This is a genomic window from Rhodanobacter sp. Soil_C_14 (assembly GCF_057657335.1).
On the sequence record NZ_JBDGIQ010000005.1, the window covers coordinates 199,657 to 218,023 of the forward strand.

Annotated in this window: 14 protein-coding genes and 1 pseudogene; 4 read left to right on the forward strand and 11 right to left on the reverse strand. The window is 66.1% G+C overall.

Annotated elements, in window-relative coordinates; all coding sequences use genetic code 11:
* Positions 1 to 21: 21 nt before the first annotated feature.
* The gene (locus AC3A56_RS13400) at positions 22 to 720 is read left to right on the forward strand and encodes a glutathione S-transferase family protein (RefSeq protein ID WP_487770647.1); all 699 of its coding nucleotides are present in this window, start codon (positions 22 to 24) and stop codon (positions 718 to 720) included.
* Positions 721 to 732: 12 nt separating this feature from the next.
* Here the strand turns inward: AC3A56_RS13400 and AC3A56_RS13405 are convergent, their stop codons facing one another.
* Positions 733 to 1,347 carry a hypothetical protein gene (locus AC3A56_RS13405; protein WP_487770648.1) on the reverse strand — a complete coding sequence of 205 codons (615 nt, stop codon included), beginning with the start codon at positions 1,345 to 1,347 and terminating at the stop codon, positions 733 to 735.
* The gene (locus AC3A56_RS13410) at positions 1,347 to 1,613 is read right to left on the reverse strand and encodes a DUF2249 domain-containing protein (RefSeq protein WP_204110360.1); all 267 of its coding nucleotides are present in this window, start codon (positions 1,611 to 1,613) and stop codon (positions 1,347 to 1,349) included. Before AC3A56_RS13410 ends, AC3A56_RS13405 begins: the two co-directional genes overlap by 1 nt.
* A 286-nt stretch (positions 1,614 to 1,899) precedes the next feature.
* On the opposite strand from AC3A56_RS13410, the gene AC3A56_RS13415 reads away from it, so the two are divergent.
* On the forward strand, positions 1,900 to 4,122 hold the full coding sequence (locus AC3A56_RS13415; protein WP_487770649.1) for a reprolysin-like metallopeptidase: 2,223 nt from the start codon (positions 1,900 to 1,902) through the stop codon (positions 4,120 to 4,122).
* 105 nt (positions 4,123 to 4,227) lie between these two features.
* Here the strand turns inward: AC3A56_RS13415 and AC3A56_RS13420 are convergent, their stop codons facing one another.
* The 7 genes and pseudogenes from AC3A56_RS13420 to AC3A56_RS13450 all read right to left on the reverse strand — a co-directional run bounded on the left by AC3A56_RS13420 (position 4,228) and on the right by AC3A56_RS13450 (position 10,574).
* Positions 4,228 to 4,419: a hypothetical protein gene (locus tag AC3A56_RS13420; protein WP_487770650.1), complete on the reverse strand. Its 192-nt coding sequence runs from the start codon at positions 4,417 to 4,419 to the stop codon at positions 4,228 to 4,230.
* Complete coding sequence (locus AC3A56_RS13425; protein WP_487770651.1) at positions 4,383 to 4,847, reverse strand: TMEM175 family protein; 465 nt, start codon at positions 4,845 to 4,847, stop codon at positions 4,383 to 4,385. Before AC3A56_RS13425 ends, AC3A56_RS13420 begins: the two co-directional genes overlap by 37 nt.
* 22 nt (positions 4,848 to 4,869) lie before the next feature.
* A pseudogene (locus AC3A56_RS13430) lies at positions 4,870 to 4,938 on the reverse strand (hypothetical protein); the annotation flags it as partial.
* Positions 4,939 to 4,977: 39 nt separating this feature from the next.
* On the reverse strand, positions 4,978 to 5,745 hold the full coding sequence (gene ubiE / locus AC3A56_RS13435) for a bifunctional demethylmenaquinone methyltransferase/2-methoxy-6-polyprenyl-1,4-benzoquinol methylase UbiE (protein WP_007810385.1): 768 nt from the start codon (positions 5,743 to 5,745) through the stop codon (positions 4,978 to 4,980).
* Positions 5,746 to 5,773: 28 nt separating this feature from the next.
* Positions 5,774 to 8,422 carry a glycerol-3-phosphate 1-O-acyltransferase PlsB gene (plsB, locus tag AC3A56_RS13440; RefSeq protein ID WP_487770652.1) on the reverse strand — a complete coding sequence of 883 codons (2,649 nt, stop codon included), beginning with the start codon at positions 8,420 to 8,422 and terminating at the stop codon, positions 5,774 to 5,776.
* Between the two features lie 31 nt (positions 8,423 to 8,453).
* Positions 8,454 to 9,383 (reverse strand): hypothetical protein, encoded by a 930-nt coding sequence (locus tag AC3A56_RS13445; protein ID WP_487770653.1) that lies wholly within the window; start codon positions 9,381 to 9,383, stop codon positions 8,454 to 8,456.
* A gap of 294 nt (positions 9,384 to 9,677) precedes the next feature.
* Positions 9,678 to 10,574 carry a 5'-nucleotidase, lipoprotein e(P4) family gene (locus AC3A56_RS13450; RefSeq protein ID WP_487770654.1) on the reverse strand — a complete coding sequence of 299 codons (897 nt, stop codon included), beginning with the start codon at positions 10,572 to 10,574 and terminating at the stop codon, positions 9,678 to 9,680.
* Between the two features lie 138 nt (positions 10,575 to 10,712).
* On the opposite strand from AC3A56_RS13450, the gene AC3A56_RS13455 reads away from it, so the two are divergent.
* Positions 10,713 to 11,744, forward strand: a complete 1,032-nt coding sequence (locus AC3A56_RS13455; protein WP_487770655.1) for an AI-2E family transporter — start codon at positions 10,713 to 10,715, stop codon at positions 11,742 to 11,744.
* A 399-nt stretch (positions 11,745 to 12,143) separates the two neighbouring features.
* Positions 12,144 to 14,984 (forward strand): TonB-dependent receptor domain-containing protein, encoded by a 2,841-nt coding sequence (locus AC3A56_RS13460; protein WP_487770656.1) that lies wholly within the window; start codon positions 12,144 to 12,146, stop codon positions 14,982 to 14,984.
* Positions 14,985 to 15,121: 137 nt separating this feature from the next.
* On the opposite strand, the gene AC3A56_RS13465 is transcribed toward AC3A56_RS13460, so the two are convergent.
* Both AC3A56_RS13465 and AC3A56_RS13470 read right to left on the reverse strand, forming a co-directional pair.
* On the reverse strand, positions 15,122 to 16,705 hold the full coding sequence (locus AC3A56_RS13465; RefSeq protein WP_487770657.1) for a tetratricopeptide repeat-containing sulfotransferase family protein: 1,584 nt from the start codon (positions 16,703 to 16,705) through the stop codon (positions 15,122 to 15,124).
* A 45-nt stretch (positions 16,706 to 16,750) separates the two neighbouring features.
* Positions 16,751 to 18,313: a tetratricopeptide repeat-containing sulfotransferase family protein gene (locus AC3A56_RS13470; protein WP_487770658.1), complete on the reverse strand. Its 1,563-nt coding sequence runs from the start codon at positions 18,311 to 18,313 to the stop codon at positions 16,751 to 16,753.
* Between the last annotated feature and the right edge of the window lie 54 nt (positions 18,314 to 18,367).

An 18,367-nucleotide genomic window follows, 5' to 3' on the forward strand; every position in this document is an offset into this window, starting at 1 on the left:
TGACCCGGGAGGACTGGCCACATGTATCAGCTGCACATCGCCAACAAGAACTATTCGTCGTGGTCGTTGCGGCCGTGGCTGCTGCTCAGCGAGCTGGGCATTCCGTTCGAAGAACACCTGGTGACGTTTGCCCAGGGCAACGGCGCCAGCTGGCAGGCGTTCCGCGCCTTCTCGCCCAGCGGCAAGGTGCCGTGCCTGCACGACGGCGAGCGCGTGGTGTGGGATTCGCTGGCGATCGCCGAATACCTGGCCGAGCGGCATATGGACGTCTGGCCATCCGATCCGGACGCGCGTGCCTGGGCGCGTTGCGCCGCCGCGGAAATGCACGCGGGCTTCGCGGCCCTGCGCAACCAGTGCGGCATGAACTGCGGCCTGCGCATCCGCCTGCCCGAAGAGCTGCCGGCGGCGTTGCAGGGCGACATCGCACGCATCGATGAATTGTGGAGAGAAGGACTGGCACGGTTTGGCGGACCGTTCCTGGCCGGCGCGAAATTCGGCGCCGTCGATGCATTCTTCGCGCCGGTGGCCTTCCGCATCCAGAGCTACGGCCTGCAGCTGGGCGCGCCAGCCTCGGAGTATGCGCAACGGCTGCTGGCGCTGCCCGGCATGCGCCGCTGGTATGACGCCGCGCTGCAGGAGAGCTGGCGCGACGAGGAGCACGAGCGCGAGGCACGGCAGTCGGGCACGGTCTGGCAGGACCTGCGCGCGTCGGCCAGCTGAGGCGCGCCGCGCTCAGTTCAACCGCGTCACGCGAACGACGGCGGGATCGTCGGCATGCTCCAGCAGCAGGCACTTCACCCGCTCCTGCCACGCCTGGCCAAAGGCCGCGCGCTGTTCCGGCGTGGCCTGCGGATCGAGCGCTGCCCCCAGCAGCGGACGCAGGCTGGCCGGCGCGGGGACATCGCCGAGATCCAGCTCCACCGACACGCTTTTCCCGTTGTCGCGTCGATGCACCCGCAGGCCTGCACCTGCGTCAGGCGTGGAGAAGTGCAACAGCGAATGCCGGGCGAAGCGGCCGGCAATGCCGTGGAAGCCGTTGGCTGCGGCGGCGCCGGTGACCAGGGTGAACACCTGGCCGATCACGCCGTTGACGCCCTCGTCTTCCGCGCCGCTCATTTCCACGCTGACTCCGCCGCGTTCGGCGGGGCCATCGGGATAAAGCGCGCGCAGCGCGGCACGCGCCATCAGCCAGGCGCCGGCCACAGTGGGACAGGAGTGGCCGGCCAGCCGCACGGCGTCGATGTAGCGGTAGTCGATCAGGCCGTCGTCGGCGGCGCCAAGCAGGTCCGCCAGCGGATCGCGCAAGGTGATCGCCGGCGCCTCGTCGAAGAAGGGCGGGTAGCGCATCACTCCACCGGCAGGCCGGTGATGCCGAAGTCGATCACCACCGCGTCCGCATCGCGCTGGCGGTAGGTCACGCTGAGGTTGTCGCCGAGGCGTTCGCGCAACTGGGCGATCAGCGGAATCGGATCGTGGTCGTTGACGAAGCGCATCGTCTCGCCCGAACGCAGCGCGCCGATCGCGCCGAAGATCGCCGAATGGCGGAAGCGGCGGGCCACCCCGCGCGCATCGAAAAGGTGGGTGTTCTGTTCTGCAATGATGTCGCTGGACATGGGGCGGGCTCGTCGGGAAAGGAAGCCCAACATACGCCGCGCGTCGCGGCAGGCCACTGATCTGGATCAGGACGATCCCGGTCGCGGTTGAGGCCGCTGCCGGCTGATGCCCGCGTCTGCGGTGATTTGCTTCCGGATTCGCGACGGCATGAGCGGAAACCGCGGTTGTCGAGGCGTATATTCCCGCAAAGATTCCGCCTGCCCGTGCAGCGCCCGACGCATCGCGCCGAGGTGGCCCGGACGAGCCTGCCCGTGACACCACTGACGAAGGAATGGAGTTCGCAAGATGCGTCTTGGCTATCTTGGATTACTGGCGCTGGTGCTTCCGGCCGCCCATGCAACGAGTCCGTCCCTGTTGCGGCTGGACACCACGCCCGCCCGGGCGGCCATGGTGAGCCCGGCCAGGACACCTGTGGTGCTTGATGAAAACGCCGCGCTTGCCGCGATGCAGACTGGTGGCCTGTGGCTGGACAATCCGACGGGCGGACGCAGCTATGTCCGTTACGTGCGGCATGAAACCTTTCCCGATGGCGACTGGACCTGGATCGGCAGTGTCGATACGCAGCATGGTCCGCAGTCGGTGGTGCTGACTTTCGGCGCGCATGCCAGTTTCGGCAATATCCCGCAGGCTACCGGCGCCTCCTTGCGCATCTACACGGATCGCAAGGGCAGCTGGCTGATGGCGCCGGCGGCGCAGTCGCGACTGCGCCTGCGCGCGTTGGGACCGGGCCGCAACGATGCGCGGATTCCCCCACGCGACGCGCGAAAGGCATCGTTCGCGACCGCAGAAGTGAGCCTGGCGGCACAGCAGGCGGCGATCAGCCCGCCAACCTCCCCGCCGACCGGCACCACCCTGGTCGACGTGCTGGTGGCCTACACACCGGACATGGTCCAGCAGCTGGGTTCCACCGACAACGTGCTGACCCGCATCCATTACCTGATCAGCTACGCCAACCAGGCCTATGCAAACAGCCAGGTCGACATGCGCGTGCGGCTGGCGCGCGCGGTCCCCGTCGACTACACCGCCTCCACGTCCAACGAGCAGGCACTGGACGACCTGACCACGGTCGGCGGCACCACGGCGCTGGAACCGTTGCATGCGCTGCGCGACCGTTACGGTGCCGATCTCGTCGCGCTGTTGCGTCACTTCGACAACGCACGGGATGGCAGCTGCGGCAATGGCTGGCTCAGTGGCGGCGACGGAACCTCGATCACCGACTACTACGATTTCTCCGCCGGCTATGGCTTTTCGGTGGTGAGCGACGGTTCCGACGAGAGCGGTTACTACTGCGAAGACAAGTCCTTTACCCACGAACTTGGCCACAACATGGGCCTGGCCCATGACGTGGACAACGCCGACGGCACCGGCGCCTATCCGTATGCCTACGGTTACAAGAAGACGGTCGGCTCGGGCGGCTTCGGCACCATCATGGCCTACGAGGACGCGGGGCAGGATTCGACCCAGGTGTTCTCCAGCCCGCAGCTGACGATCTGCCAGAATTTCCCCTGCGGCGTGCAGGATCAGGCTGACAACGCGCGCGCGCTGCGGCAGACCGACTGGCTCATCGGGGGCTTCCGGCACAACCGGATCGCGCCATTCAACGCCGATGGCGACACCACCTCCGACCTGCTCTGGCACAACCCGAATGATGGCCGGATGGTGTATTGGCCGATGCTTGGGGCAGCCCACGATGGTTATCGCAACCAGTCAGTCAGCACCTCGCTGCGGCTGCTCGGTACCGGCGATTTCAATGGTGACGGCTTCGTCGACCTGTTGTGGGCCGACAGCAGTCGTCGCATGACCATCTGGCTTGGCGGTCGGAATGCCGGCAAGAGCGACTATGTCGCCAGCAGCTTCGGCACTTACAACAGCAATGACTGGTATCTGGCCGGCATCGGCGATGTCGACGGCGACGGCAAGGACGATCTGGTCTGGCACAACCAGGTGCAGGGCACGCTCGCCTACTGGCTGATGGACGGTCCCGGCAGGAAGTCGGCGCGCAGCATCGACGTCAACAAGGCCTACCGTGTTCTGGGCGTCGGTGATTTCAACGGTGACGGGCTGGTCGACGTCCTGTGGGGCAATGCGCAACGCACGATGTATGTGTGGCTGGGCAATGGCAGCACGTTCTCGATCAATGCCTTCGGTTCCTACAACGCCGGTGGCTGGAAGCTGAAGGGCACCGGTGACGTCGACGGCGACGGCAAGGACGACCTGCTCTGGTACAACCAGAGCCAGGGCACGTTCGCCTACTGGACGATGAATGGCGCCAGCAGGAAGGGAGCGAAGAGCTTCACGGTCAATGCGGCTTACGACGTGCTGGCCACCGGCGACTTTGACGGTAACGGCGTGGTCGACATCATGTGGGGCAATGCTTCGCGAGTGCTGTACGCCTGGCTCGGCAATGGCAACACCTTCGACGTACAGGCGGCCGGAAGCTACTCGACGGGCGGCTGGAAGGCGATCAATCGCAAGGGCGTGACCGACGCGGACATGGCGACACCCTGAAGCGAGGAAAGGTCGCAGCGGCGCGACCGTCTCCGTTCCGGCCTGTCGCATGCGCCCGGAATGGCATGGGCGGCGAGGCTGGAAGGCAAGGCGACGAGGAAGGCGCTATGCCGCCGAGCCGAGCACGCTGGTGGCGGCGGATTCGCCGGCTGGCTCCGTCGGGGCCGGCGGTTTCGCGACGTCGGCGGCGGCCTGCCGGGCGGCCTTCTGCGCGCGGGCGCGGGCGATGCGGGCGAACAGTCGGGTCAGCAGGGGAATCGTCAGCAGCACGAAGTTGTTCTGTCCTTCCCAGAACATGCCAGCCCCAGCGACATTGCCGCCACTACCGGCAAGCCCCACGCCCGTCCCAATGCCCCGGCCACGTCCACGGGGCTGATGTCGTCATGCAGGAAGCCCGAACGCAGCGCACGGCCGAACAGCCAGCGCTGGAGCAGCGCTGCCAGCAACAGCGTGGCGGAATAGAACATTTCCGACACGCGCGACAGCGGGTTCGAAATCATCAGCGCGGTGGCGAACGGCATGAACGCGATCACCAGCAGCATCAACAGATTGGGAAGCATGACGCCGGGGCTGTAGCCACAGATCATGCCGAATACGCGGTGGTGTGCCGCCCACAAGGCACCGATCACCAGAAAGCTGAGCACGAAGCCGAAGATGCTTGGTCCCAGCGTGGTGAGTTCTGCGAGGAAGACCCGATCGCTGACCATGCCCCAGTGGCGGTACATGGATTTCGATCACCAGCAGGGTGATCGCTATCGCGAACACCGCGTCGGAGAAGAAGACCAGGCGTTCCAGCTGGTGGTTGTTGCTGCTCATGCGGCGACGGCCCTGGGGAGGGTACGGTCGATATCTGGCTCAGAACTTGTACGCGCGGTGGATCGCCACGATGCCGTTGGTGAGGTTGCGCACCTCGACGCGGCCGAAGCCGGCGCGCTCCATCATGCCTTTCAGGGTTGCCTGGTCGGGATGCTTGCGGATCGACTCGGCCAGGTACTGGTAGCTGTCGGCGTCGCCGGCGAACAGCTGGCCGAGCTTCGGCAGGATCCTGAACGAGTGGAAGTCGTAGAGCTTGCCGAACAGCTCGCTCTGGACCTTCGAAAATTCCAGCACCAGGGCGCGGCCGCCGGGTTTCAGCACACGGCAGATGTCGGCCAGCGCCTTGTCCTTGTCGGTGACGTTGCGCAGGCCGAAGGCCATGGTCACCGCATCGAAGCTGTTGTCGGGGAACGGCAGCGCCTCGGCGTTGAGCTGGGCCCAGCGCAAGCCGGAAACCAGGCCGCGGTCGGTCATGCGGTCGCGGCCGACGCCGAGCATGGCCGCGTTGATGTCGCCCACCACGATGTCGCCCTGGTCGCCCACGACCGGCTTGAGCAGCGCGGCGATGTCGCCGGTGCCGCCGGCCAGGTCGAGCACCCGGTCGCCCCGGCGCACGCCGCTGGTGGCCACGAAGTGGCGCTTCCACAGCCGGTGCGTGCCGAACGACATCAGGTCGTTCATCAGGTCGTAGCTGCGCGCGACCGAGGTGAACACCTGGCCGACCAGCTTCTGCTTGTCGCCCACGGGCACGTCGCGGAAGCCGAAGTGGGTGGTCGATTCGGGCGTGGTCTTGGGCTGTTCGTTCATGGCCGGCAATGCTACAGGAACGCCGTCGTCAGGCGTCGGGAGTGGGGCCGCGACGATCGTCGCCGCTGCGTCGTTCGTGTTCGTGCTGCTCGGTGTCGACGTGGCGCTGGTGCAGGTCGGCGGCGGAGGCGTCGTCGGGCAGCGCCATGGCCGGCGCGGGCACGGCATCGGCCGGTTCTTCGGTGGCCGTTTCCCGCTCGCCGCCGGGGGTGATCTTCAGGATCGAATGGCGCACTTCGCGCGACAGGATCACCCGCGCATCGCGCACCATGCCTTCCAGCGCGCTGTCGTAATCGAGCTTGCCGTCGGCATCGGTCCACACGATGCGCCGCTCGCGCAGCTTCTGGATGAAGCCGCGGAACAGCGCCTTGTCGAAGAACTCCGGCGCGCTCAGTTCGTTGAGCAGGGACAGCCGCTGCGCGGTCAGCGTGCAGGCGCTTTCCAGTTCGCCGCCGCTCATCGTGTGCGGACCGTTCTTGGCCAGTGCGGCGATGGTGATGTAGTAGCGCTCGAACGCCTGGATCAGGCTGCGGGCGATCACCTTGAGCTGGAACGCGCCGTCGTCCTGGCCGGGGCTGCGTTCGAGGCTGCGGCCGTCGTTGGTGGATTCGAGCAGGCCGCGACGCACGAAGAAGTCGATGGTCGCTTCCAGCTGCGCCACGAAGCCGTCCGTGTCCCAGGGCAGGAACAGCTCGCCCTGGATGAACGGGTAGATGATCTGGCCCAGCCGCAGCACCGAGGCGCGCGACATACGGCGGTTGTTGAGGAAGCAGCAGGCCACCCACGCCGCGGTGGCGTTGAGATGCAGCACGTTGTTGCGGAAGTAGCTGAGCAGCACCGCCTGTTCGGCGCTCACCGTCAGCACGTCGCCCAGCGGATGCTGCACGCGCTGGATCCAGCCCATCTGTTCGCCGTAGGCGATGATCGCGGCCGGATTCATCGGCGTCAGCGTGACCCGGTCCGAATACGGCAGTTCTTCCAGCATCGCCTTGCCCAGTTCCAGCTGGGTCAGCAGGTCGGCCTCGGCCATCGCGTGCTTGGGCGTGGCCAGCAGGGCCAGCGCCAGCAGGTTGATCGGGTTGACGTCGGCGGCGCGGTTGATGTTGATCTGGATCTGCTCGGCCAGCCGGTCGGTGACGCTGTTCAGCCACTCCGGCTTGGCGTCGGGATCGGCGCCGGCGGCACGCCAGTCGCTGCTGGCGGCGTCGAGCAGCGGGGTCAGTTCGATCGGCTCGCCGAAGTTCAGCGCCACGTGGCCATAGCGCTGGCGCAGCACCTTGAGGCCGCGCAGCAGGCCGATCAGCGACTCCTTCTCCTTCGCCTGGCCGCTCAGTTCGCCGGCGTAGGATTTGCCCTCCATCAACTTTTCATAGCCGATGTAGACCGGCTGGAACAGCACCGGCCGGCGTGGCGCGCGCAGGAACGCGCGCACCGTCATCACCAGCATGCCGGCGCGTGGCGCCAGCAGGCGGCCGGTGCGCGAGCGACCGCCCTCGATGAAGTATTCCATCGGCACGCCGCGATCGATCAGCTGCGCCACGTACTCGTTGAACACCACCGAATACAGCGCGTTGCCCTTGAAGCTGCGGCGCAGGAAGAAGGCGCCGCCGCGACGCAGGATCGGCCCGATCACCGGCAGGTTGAGGTTCACGCCGGCGGCGATGTGCGGCACCACCACGCCGGACACGTGCAGCTGGTAGCTCATCAGCAGGTAGTCGGCGTGGCTGCGGTGGCAGGGCACGTAGATCACTTCGTGGCCGGGCGCGGCGGCGCGGGCCTTGTCGAAGTGGTGCATCGCGATGCCGTCGTACAGCTTGTTCCAGAAGTTGCTGAGCAGGAACGAGGCCGAGCGCACCACCGGGTGCGAATAGTCGGCGGCGATTTCCAGCAGCAGCTTGTGCGCCTTGCGCCAGGCCTTGGCGTGGCTGATCTTTTCCTTGGCGGCGGCAGCGGCGATCGCCGCGCGCACCGGTTCGGCGTTCAGCACCGCGTCGACCACGGTGCGCTTGTGCGACAGGTCGGGACCGATCACCGCCGCACGGATGCGATGGAAATGGGTGCGCAGCACCCGGGCGACCTTGCGCGCGAAACGCTCCGGCGCGATCGTGCCGGACTCGTCCAGCATCTGCCGCAGCGACACCGGCGCGGAGAAGTGCACCACGGTGTCGCGTCCGTTCAGCAGCAGCGCAAGCAGGCGTCCGAAGCGGCCCACCATCACCCAGTTTTCCGAGAACAGCACGCGGAACCAGCCGCTGTCGCGGCTGGGCGCGCGGCCGACGTAGATCGACACCGGCACGATCTGCACGTCGAGTTCGGGCCGGCCTTCCAGCGAATGCACCAGCTGGCGCAGCGGCTCGCTGGCGGCGCGCTTGCGGTTGCGACCGAAGAGCCAGCCGTCGCGGCGGGTCAGCGCGAACACCGAGCGGCGCCGGCGGGTGCCGGACAGCGCCTGCATCGGGCTGGGCAGGCCGGCCTCGCGGCAGGCGCGCTGCAGGATCAGGGCGTCGGAAAAGCCGTCACGCTCGATCACGTAGCAGACCGGCACGCCGGCCTGCAGCAGGGCCGCCGGTTCGGCCGGATCGCGGCGGATGCGCACCCAGGGCTGCAGCAGCTGGCCGGCGAGGTTGAACCACCAGGGAGCGGGTTGGCGGGCAGGAGCGTCCGCGGTCGTGATCATGGGCATCCGCCTATTCTAACGGTTGGGCGGATCAGTCTTTCGTTACGGGGCTGGCCGCGGCGGCGACCGTGCCGGCCAGGGCCGCCTGCTGCTGCAGCCGGGCGTGCGAGCGGCGGGCGTTCTCGAGCAGTTCCTCGTTGTACCAGCGACCGTTTTCCTCGACCATTTTCGCTTCGGCGGACAGCGGCTTGCCGAGCAGGGTGTAGTCGAGCTTCACCACGGCGTGGCCGTTGCTGTTCGTCACCGGGGTGAAGCGGACCGAGTCCAGCGTCTGATCGATCGACAGGCCGTAGATCGCCAGCAGCTGCTTGGCGCCCGCGTAGCCGGTCGCGTACCTGGTCATGGTGGCGTCGAAATCCAGGCCGCGCAGCTGGTCGGCATCCTTGATGTCCAGCTTGCGCGCGGTGGCCACGGCCACGCCGATCGCCTGCTTCGCATGGGCCGCGTCGAACCACGGGGCCTGCTGCGCCCACGGCAGCAAGGTGTCCAGCACGCTGCCGAGCTGGGCTTTCTGCGTCTCGCCCAGGCTCGGGCTCCGCGCGATGGAACGCTTCAGGAGCGCCTCGCCCACGCTGATCAGCACCGGCAGCTGGTCCTGGTACTGCTGCTGCATCTGCGTAAGCTTCGGCTGCAGCTCCGCATACAGCGTGTTCTCCGCGTCCGGGGCCGTCAGCTTGCGCAGGGTTTCGCTGAAGCGGGCGCGCTGCGCGGCGCTGTCCGGCTGGGCGTGGCGCTGTTGCAGGGTCCAGTCCGCGCGCATGTTGGCGTAGTCGGCCGGCGGCAGCAGATGCCTCCACAGCCCGTTGATGTCACCGCTGCGGAGCAGGTCCACCGACGACTGCAGCGCCGCTTCCGGCGTGCTGCCGCCGGCCTGTGCCGGCTCGTCCCTGCCGTGGCAGCCGGCCAGCAGCAGGGTGGCGACGAGGGGCAGCAGGGCGTGACGCAGGACGGGCAGGCGCATCGAATCGGTTCTCGCGTGGGGAGCGGGCGCGGATGCGCCGCCTGGCGGGTAGGCGCGCAGGGTAAGGGCCGTGACGAGGTCGAGACAAGCGCGGCTGCAGGTTTTTGCGAAGCCGCCAAAAGAAAACCCCGCGGGCGCTGGCCTCGCGGGGAAATCCGGCAGAGCCGGAAGGGAAATGGCCTTGCCTGCAAAGCACTTCGGTCAGCAGGTGTTGGCAGCGAGATATTAACGATTCGTCAAAGCTGAGGCAACACTTTTCTTTTGTTCTACAAGTTATTGATTTAAAAATGAAATTCAATGCGTGCGCAAGGCCTCGATCTTCTTCTGGCGACGCTGCTCGGGCGAAGCGGACCAGTCGTTGCCGAACAGCGCCGGTTCCCACGAGCCGTAGGTGGGGTTGGGCAGCACGAACCAGCGCGTGCCGATCCACGGCAGGTAGTCGGCCACCGCCTTGCGCCGGCCGTCGAGCGTGTTCAGCGGCACGTCGACGAAGTCGCCGATCTGGTCGCCGAACTGCATCAGCACGCGATAGTGCCGGGCCACCAGCTGGCGGCGGCAACCCTTCTCCGAGCCGGCCTGTTCGCAGCCCTCGACCACGGTGCCCAGGCCCAGGAACGATTCCGGACCGGCGACCGGCAGGCCGGCCTTGCGCAGGTTGGCCAAGGTGACCTGGTCCAGATCCTTCGCGCGGTTGGAGATGTAGATCACCGCGATCCCGTGCTTCGCCGCAAACTGGGTGAACTCGACGGCGCCGGGCAGGGCGCGGGCAATGGCCTCGCGGCACCAGGCGGCCCATTCGGCCTCGTTGTATTCGCGGTTGCCCTGGATCATGCGGGCGGCGGACGGCGAGTTGTCCAGCACGGTTTCGTCGATGTCCAGGATCACGGCGGGCTTGAGGCCCTTCAACGGCGTGGTGCGATCGTTGCGGCCCAGCGCATCCCAGTGGCGGTCATGCAGCGCGGCCAGCAGGCGCGACTGTGCGTCGCGGTAAGTCTGCAGGTAGATCAGGTCATGTTCGATCGCGTGCTGGCTCCACGCCACCGCATTGAGGTTGTCGTTGGCGGCGACCGTCGGCGTGGCGACAGGCACCGGCGGTGCAGGCGGCGCGATGGCCGTGTGCTGCGTGGGCGTGGCGGCGCAACCGGCCAGCAGGGCGAACGCGAGCAGGGTCGAGGGAAGACGCAGTGACATGGGGAATCCTTGGCAAGACGGACTGGAGCTGATGCGGTAGGACAGCATGAATGGAGTCTACGACAGTCGCATGGCGGGGCTGGCCGCGGCGGCGGCCTGCTGACAGACTGGCGTCCCCGCCGCCACGACTTCATCCGCATGGATTCTTCCCTGCCCGCCTCGCGCGCGCCTTCGCCGGCCATCCGTTACGCGAGCTACCTGCTGACCGCGGCGGCCCTGCTGCTGGTCATCGAAATCCATCTGCTGCCGGCGCTGCTGGCCGGCCTGCTGGTGTTCGAACTGGTCCAGGCGATGGTGCCGCTGCTGGGCCGGCGCATTTCCGGCGATCGCGCCCGCGTGGTGGTGGTGGCGGTGCTGGGCGCGGTGGTGGTGGGCCTGCTGATCCTGCTGATCCTGGGTGCGATCAGCCTGTTCCACAACGAGATCGGCAACCCGCAGCTGTTGTGGCAGCAGCAGCTGATGCCGCTGGTGGAAAAGGCCCGCGCGCAGTTGCCGCCGCTGCTGGTGAACAACCTGCCCGACAGCGTGGACGACCTGCGCGTGGGCGCGATCGAGCTGGCGCGCAAGCATGCGGCGACCCTGCAACTGGCCGGCAAGGGCGCGGTGCGGGTGTTCGTGCACATCATCATCGGCCTGGTGCTGGGCGCGATCGTGGCGCTCAGCCGCACCCGTCCCGCGCACCAGATGGGGCCGTTGTCCGCCGCGCTGAGCCAGCGTTGCCAGCGCCTGGCCGAGGCCTTCCACAACATCGTGTTCGCCCAGATCAAGATCTCGCTGATCAACACCGTGTTCACCGCGATCTTCCTGCTCGGCGTGCTGCCGTTGATGGGCATCCACGTGCCGCTGGCCAAGACCCTGGTGGTGGTGACCTTCGTGGTCGGCCTGCTGCCGGTGCTGGGCAACCTGATCTCCAACACCGCGATCGCGGTGGCGGGACTGTCCGTGTCGCTGGGCGTGGGCATCGCCGCGCTGGTGTTCCTGATCCTGATCCACAAGCTGGAATACTTCCTCAACGCGCGCATCGTGGGCACGCAGATCCGCGCCCGCGCCTGGGAACTGCTGGTGGCCATGCTGCTGATGGAAGCCGCGTTCGGCCTGCCCGGGGTGATCGCCGCGCCGATCTACTACGCCTATCTGAAGAGCGAACTGGAAGCGGAGTCGCTGCTTTAGGCCGCGGCCAACATCGGTTCCTTTCCGGGGTAACCCGAGACGCGACTTTCGGTGTCGGCGCCCGGCCGTGCCCAGACAGGGATTGGCAGCGAACACCTTGCGCGGCGGCTCCGTGTCGCTGCTTCCAGCCCGTGGCAACGGCCTGATGACGGGCTTCGCCCTCGCGCCGGTTCTTCAGTCTGCCTTGGGCGGGGCGGTTTCCGTGCCTTTCGGCACTGGCCGGGAAAGTGCGTGGTGCATGTAAAGAAATCGTTGCGTGAACCGTCCCTGAGTGCTAGAAACGGACCGGCCATGATGAATCGACAGGCGGGGGCCTTCGATTCACACGTGCGCAGGTTCATACCGGTATCGGGTGACATTTTCGAGAATCGAAGAAAATTTCAGGGGAGTTACATGGGAATGATCAAATCAAGGCTGGCTGTCGCCGTCGTTGCGGCCCTGGCGTTTGGCTACACCAGCGTGCACGCGCAGTCCACCGCGGCGGACGCCACGCCGCAGAGCACTGACCAGGCGCCGGACAGCAACAAGGCGAAGAAGCTCGAAGCGGTCACCGTCACCGGTTCGCTGATTCCGCAGACACAGATCGAGACGGCAGCGCCGATCATCACGATCACCGCGGAAGACATGAAGGCGCGCGGCTTTACCACCATCGCCGAGGCGTTGCAGCAGTCCTCGTTCGCGACCGGCAGCGTGCAGGGTTCGCAGTTCACCAACTCCTTCACCCCGACGGCACAGACGCTGAGCATGTTTGGCCTGCCGGTCGGTTTCGTGAAGTACCTGATCGACGGTCGCCCGATGGGCAACTTCCCGGGCCTGTACAACGGCAGCGATACCTTCAACAACCTCAGCGGCATCCCGATGGACATGGTCGATCATATCGACGTGCTGCCGGGCGGCCAGTCCTCGCTGTACGGTTCGGACGCCATCGCCGGCGTCATCAATATCGTGCTGAAGAAGCATATTGATGCGCCGACCATCGACGTGCGCTATGGCTGGTATTCCCAGGGTGGTGGCGCCAGCCGACGCATCAGCTTCGCCGACGGTTTCACGGCAGGGCGTTTCAACTCCATTTTCGGCGTGCAGATCGACAACTCGCAGCCCATCTGGACCAAGGACCGCCACATCACCAGCCAGTTCTACGATCAGGGCACGAGCCCGCAGACGGCTTCGCGTGACTATCTGGTATTCGGCTACTACACCGGCTATCACTTCCTCGACCCGAACAACTGCGCCGGCGTGGCCGACCAGTGGAACGGGACCGAAGGCAAGAAGCATCGCAACGGCAGCGGCGACTATTGCGGTTCGGTCTACACGCCGGGCGCCAGCACGCTGACCACCGACAGCAACAGTGCGAACCTGTACACGCACAACACCTTCGACGTCAGCGACAACCTGCAGCTGTACGGCGACCTGCTGTACAACTACCAGGAGCAGAAATACACGAACGGTTCCAGCACCACCTGGTGGGGCACCAGCTTCGTCGACGGCTATTTCTGGGACCCGAACATCGGCGATTTCATGAATATCCAGCACGCCTTCTCGCCGGAGGAGGTCGGGCAATATTCGAACATCATGAGCAAGCAGACCGAAAACTCCTACATGCTCACGGTGGGTGGTCGCGGTACGTTCGGCGAATCGAACTGGGATTACGACCTCGGCTTCACCCATTCGGACGACAAGACCCTGGATCATGATTTCCAGCGCTTCACCGATCCGATGGAAGCGTACTTTGCGAAGATGATGGGCCCGCAGATGGGCACGATGTACGGCTATCCGCAGTTCACTCCGGATTATTCGCAGCTCTATCACCCGGTCTCCCGGGCGGATTTCCAGTCTTTCACGGGCTATACCGACAGCAGCGCGAAAACCTGGGACAACATGTTGCGTGGCCAATTGACCAACGCGTCGCTGTTCTCGCTGCCGGGCGGCGATGCTGGCGTCGCTGTGGTGCTGGAGGGTGGCAATCAGGGTTGGGACTCCAGTCCTGACCCGCGCCTGCTGCAGACCACCACCGTCAACGGCATCGAAGTGCCGTACGTGTGGGGCACCAGCTCAACCCCGGGTGCGGGCCATCGTTCGCGCTACGCGGCCACCACCGAGCTGAAGTTCCCGATCTGGAACCAGTTGACCGTGGATGTCTCCGGTCGCTACGACAGCTACAACGTCGGCGGCACGAAAGTCAGCCATCCCACGTACAACCTGGGTCTCGAATATCGTCCGTTCGATAGCCTGCTGCTGCGTGGCCGTTACGGCACCGCATTCAAGGTGCCGACCCTGTCGGACGAGTTCCAGCTCCCCAGCGGCTACTACAGCAGCGTGACCGACTACCTCAATTGCGGTCGCCAGGGACATGGCATCGACGACGTCGCCAATTGCACCTCGCCGTACAGCAGCGTCCAGTTCAACGGCCGGACGTACGGCAATCCGAAGCTCAAGCCGATCACCGCCAAGGTGTGGAGCTACGGCTTCGTGTGGGCCCCGGTCGAACGGATGTCGCTCACGGTCGACTACCTGCACTGGGACATTGACAACGAAGTGTCCTCGGTCAGCGCCGACACCTTGTCGCAGACGGAATATTTCTGTGACATCGGCCAGATCGATCCGGGTTCGCAAACCTGCGCCCAGGCGTTCAACCTGATCACCCGTGGCCCGGGCACCGGGCAGTACCTCGGCAAGATCTTGCAGATCGACACGCCGAAGCTCAACGTGGCGAACGAACAGGTCAACGCGATCTCGGCCGGCTTCAGCTATGTGCGTGACATCGGTGCACTGGGTCGGCTGTCGCTGCACCTGTCGTACTCCGATGAGTTGAAGCATACCTACCAGGCCTATCCGACCGATCCGGTCATCGATCTGCTCCGTCATCCGAACTGGAGCACCGATTTCAAGACCAAGACGAATGGTTCGCTGACCTGGGGCAAGGACAAGTGGAGCGCCACGCTGTTCGCAAACCGCTACGGCGCGGCTCCGAACTATCTTGCCAGCGTCAAGGACAACTACACCGCCGCAGGCACCGGCAAGTTGGCGGCCTGGACCTTGTACAACGCCAGTGTGACGTTCAACCCGACCCGCAGTCTGGGCCTGTCGTTCAACGTCAACAACCTGTTCAACAAGATGCCGCCGGTGGACCATGGCTACAACGGCCTGACCGCCAAGCCGTACAACATCTTCAACTACAACGTGTTCGGTCGCGCCATGTACATCGAAGCGAACTACAAGTTCGGCAGCGACGGCGGTTGATCGCCCGCGTGTCGTGAGCAGTTCAACGGCCCCGCTTCGGCGGGGCCGTTTTTTTTTCTGGGATGGCAAAGGCGCGAACCGGGCAGCACCCATGTAACCGGCCTTGACGGCGAAGGGTGAGTGCCGGCAGAAACTCGTCAGCCGCAATCGATGCCGGCGTCCGCCAGCAGCTGGCGTAGCGGAGCCAGCTGCTGCGCGTAGTGCCTCCAGCGCTGCAACGCCGCGCGATGCAGCGGTTCGCGCACCTGCAAGGTGCTGGCCGTGGTGGACGGAGCCCGATTCTGATCGAAGTGCAGGCACGCCTCGTCCCATGACAAGTCGCAGTGGTCGAGCAGTTGGCGGGTCACCGTTGCCTGCGACGTGACCAGCGATTCGTAGTCGACCTCCAGGATTCGCCCCGGCAGGACCTTGCGCCAGTGCGCCATCAGGCGGTCGTACAGGACGTAGTAGCGGCCAATGTCCAGCAGGTCGAACGAGTAACCATGAAACATCGAGGCCGGCGAGAACGGTTCGCGCAGATTGCCCAGACAGGTGTCCAGGGGATTGCGTCGCAGACAGATCATCTTTGCGTGCGGCAGGGCATGGGCAATGAATCCGGCGAACAGGAAGTTGTGCGGCAGCTTGTCGACAAATCGCGGCTTCAGGCTGGTCAACGGTCGCGTCGCGGCAAGGTACTGCTCGCCCAGGGCCGCCCAGTCGACCTGGTCGGCCAGGGCGATCCGGGCGGGGTCCAGCACGGGAGCGGGAGCGCCTGGCAACAGGCGGTCGAGTGTGCCGTGAAATTCGTCGAGTTCACCGGCGCCATGCACGTCGGGATGGCTTGCCAGTATCCGCTCCACCAGGGTCGTCCCCGAGCGCGGCATGCCGAAGACGAAGATCGGCTCATCCGTGGGAAATCCGCCGGCAAGCTCTCGCGAGACGGGGAAAGCTTCCTCCAGGGCCTGCATCGTGGCTGCGTGAGGTCCGCTGGCGGCCGGCCGTGCCGCGTTCTTTGCCGTCACGAAATGGCCGAACGCATGCTCGTAGTCGCCCAGGTCTTCAAGCTCCTTGCCCAGAGCCATGTGCAGGGTGGCCGATGCAGCCGGATCGGCGCGAGTGGAATCGAGCAGGGCCTGCAGGCGCGCCACGTGGTTGCTCGCGGGAGTTTGTCTGGCAAGCCGCGACAGCAGGGCGTGCGCAGGCCAGCAGGTCGGATCAAGCGTGATGCAGGCTTCGAGTTCGTCCGCTGCGGCGGTCTTCTCGCCGCCGAACGCCAGCGACATGGCGGCGTTGAAACGACACGGCGCGCTGTCCGGCATGAGTGCAACGGCACGCCGGAAAGCCGCTGCCGCACGCTCATGCGCGTGGCACTGGTTGTAGATCAGGCCCAGCGTGGACAGCGCCAGTGCATCGTCATGCACAAAGGCCAGCGCCGTATTCGCGGCGCGCAGCGCCTCGCCTCGGTTGCCGGCACGCAGCAGCACCTTGGCAAACTCGACGAGATGCTGCGCGCGCCGCGGCGGCAGGCTGGCGGCCTGGTGCAGGTGCTGCAGCGCCAGGGGAAGCTGGCCCCGTGCCTGCGCGGCCATGCCGGCCAGGTAGTGGGCATCGGGCAGGAAGGGCTGCTTGCGCAGCACCTGCATGGCCAGGTCCGCGGCAAGCTGGGGGTGGCTTCGACCGAGCGCCGCCCGGGCCTGGGCAAGGAGATCATCCGGACCTTCCTGCGTGGTTGAAGGTGGCATGGTGTGCTCCGGACGACTTCGCGAGTGGGATGAATGCGTTGCCGCTCAGCGGCCGGGAATCAGGCCGGCTTCGACCAGCAACGCCAGCAATGGCTCTAGCCCGGCCTCGAAATGCCGCCAGCGGCCCAGGGCTCCGCGATGCATCGGTTCGCGCACCTGCAGCGCGCTGGCCGTGGTTGCGGCGGACGGATGGTCTTCGAAGTGCAGACAGGCGTCGTCCCAAGGCAGGCCGCAGAACTGCAACAGCTTGCGCGTGGAGACTTCCTGCCGGTCGACCAGGGCTTCGTAATCCAGTTCGAGTATGCGACCGGGCAAGACCCGCTGCCAATGCGCCATCAACCGATCGAACAGCACGTAGTACCGGCCGATGTCGAGCAGATCGTACGAATAGTCATGGAACGGCGAGTTCGGCGCGAACAACTGGCGAAAGTTTCCGAGGCAGGCATCGCGTGGATCGCGGCGCAGGCAGATCATGCGCGCGTTGGGAAGGGCTCTGGCGATCGCGCCGAGGTACAGGAAATTGTGTGGCAGCTTGTCCACGAAGTGCGCCGTGTGGCCGGTGCGCGGGCGCGTGCTGGCCAGGTAGGCGGCACCCAGCGCGGACCAGTTCGTCGCGCCCAGGGCGTGCACGGTCAGGGGATCAAGCAACTGCGGCGAGTGACTGCCGGAAAAACGCTTGCACGCCAGCGCGAAGTTGCGCAGCTCGCCGGCGGCGTGCACCTGGGGGTGGCTGGCGAGAATGCGCTCCACCAGCGTCGTGCCGGAGCGGGGCATGCCGACCACGAAAATGGGCTCCCCGCTGGGGCAGCCTCCTGCGCCAGGCGGAGCGGAGAATTCTTCGGCGATGGCGGCGAACAGGGCTTCATCGCGCTCGATCGCGTAGCGCCGGCCGGCCCCTGCGGCGGCCTTGCCACGGCCGTAGTGCGCGAATGCTTCCCCGTAGTGGCCGAGGTCCTCGTGCTCCTTGGCCAGGGCCATCTGCAGGCAGGTTTCCGCCGCCGTCGCGCCACTGGCCTCGGCCAGCGCCAGCGTCAACTGTTCAAGATGATTGGCCGCGGGGGTCTGGCGCCGCAATTGCGACCGCACGAAATAGGCGCGCCAGAACTTCGGGTCGGCGGCGAGGCAGGCTTCCAGTGCGTCGCCGGCTTCGTCCACCTTGCCCAGAAAGGTCAGCGACATGGCCAGGAAGTAATGCCAGGAAGCCTGACGGGGTTGCGCGACGCAGGCCCTGCGCAACAAGGGTTCAGCGGCCTGGTGCTCACCTTCCTGGGCGTAGACCATGCCCAGTGCAAGCCATTGCGCCGGTTCTGACGGAGCCAGCTGGAGGGCGGCATGGGCGGCTTCCAGGGCCGGCAGCTGGGCCATCGAAAGCGCCCGGGCCCGGGTCACCGCGAACTGGACGCGCCCGGGCTCCAGTGCGACGGCGCGATCCAGATGTCCGAGTGCCGCGGGCATGCGCCCGAGTTCAAGGCTGGCCGCGCCGGCGACGTAATGGGCGCCGGCATGTTGAGGCGACTGTCCGAGCAGGTCGGTGGCCAGCTGGATCGCCAGCTGCCATTGCCCGTGCTGGCAGGCATCGAGCGCACGCGCATACAGGTCGGCTGTCATGCGCAGGTCCGCCTCCCGTCGATACCGTCGGGTCGGTGCGGACAGGTCAGGGCG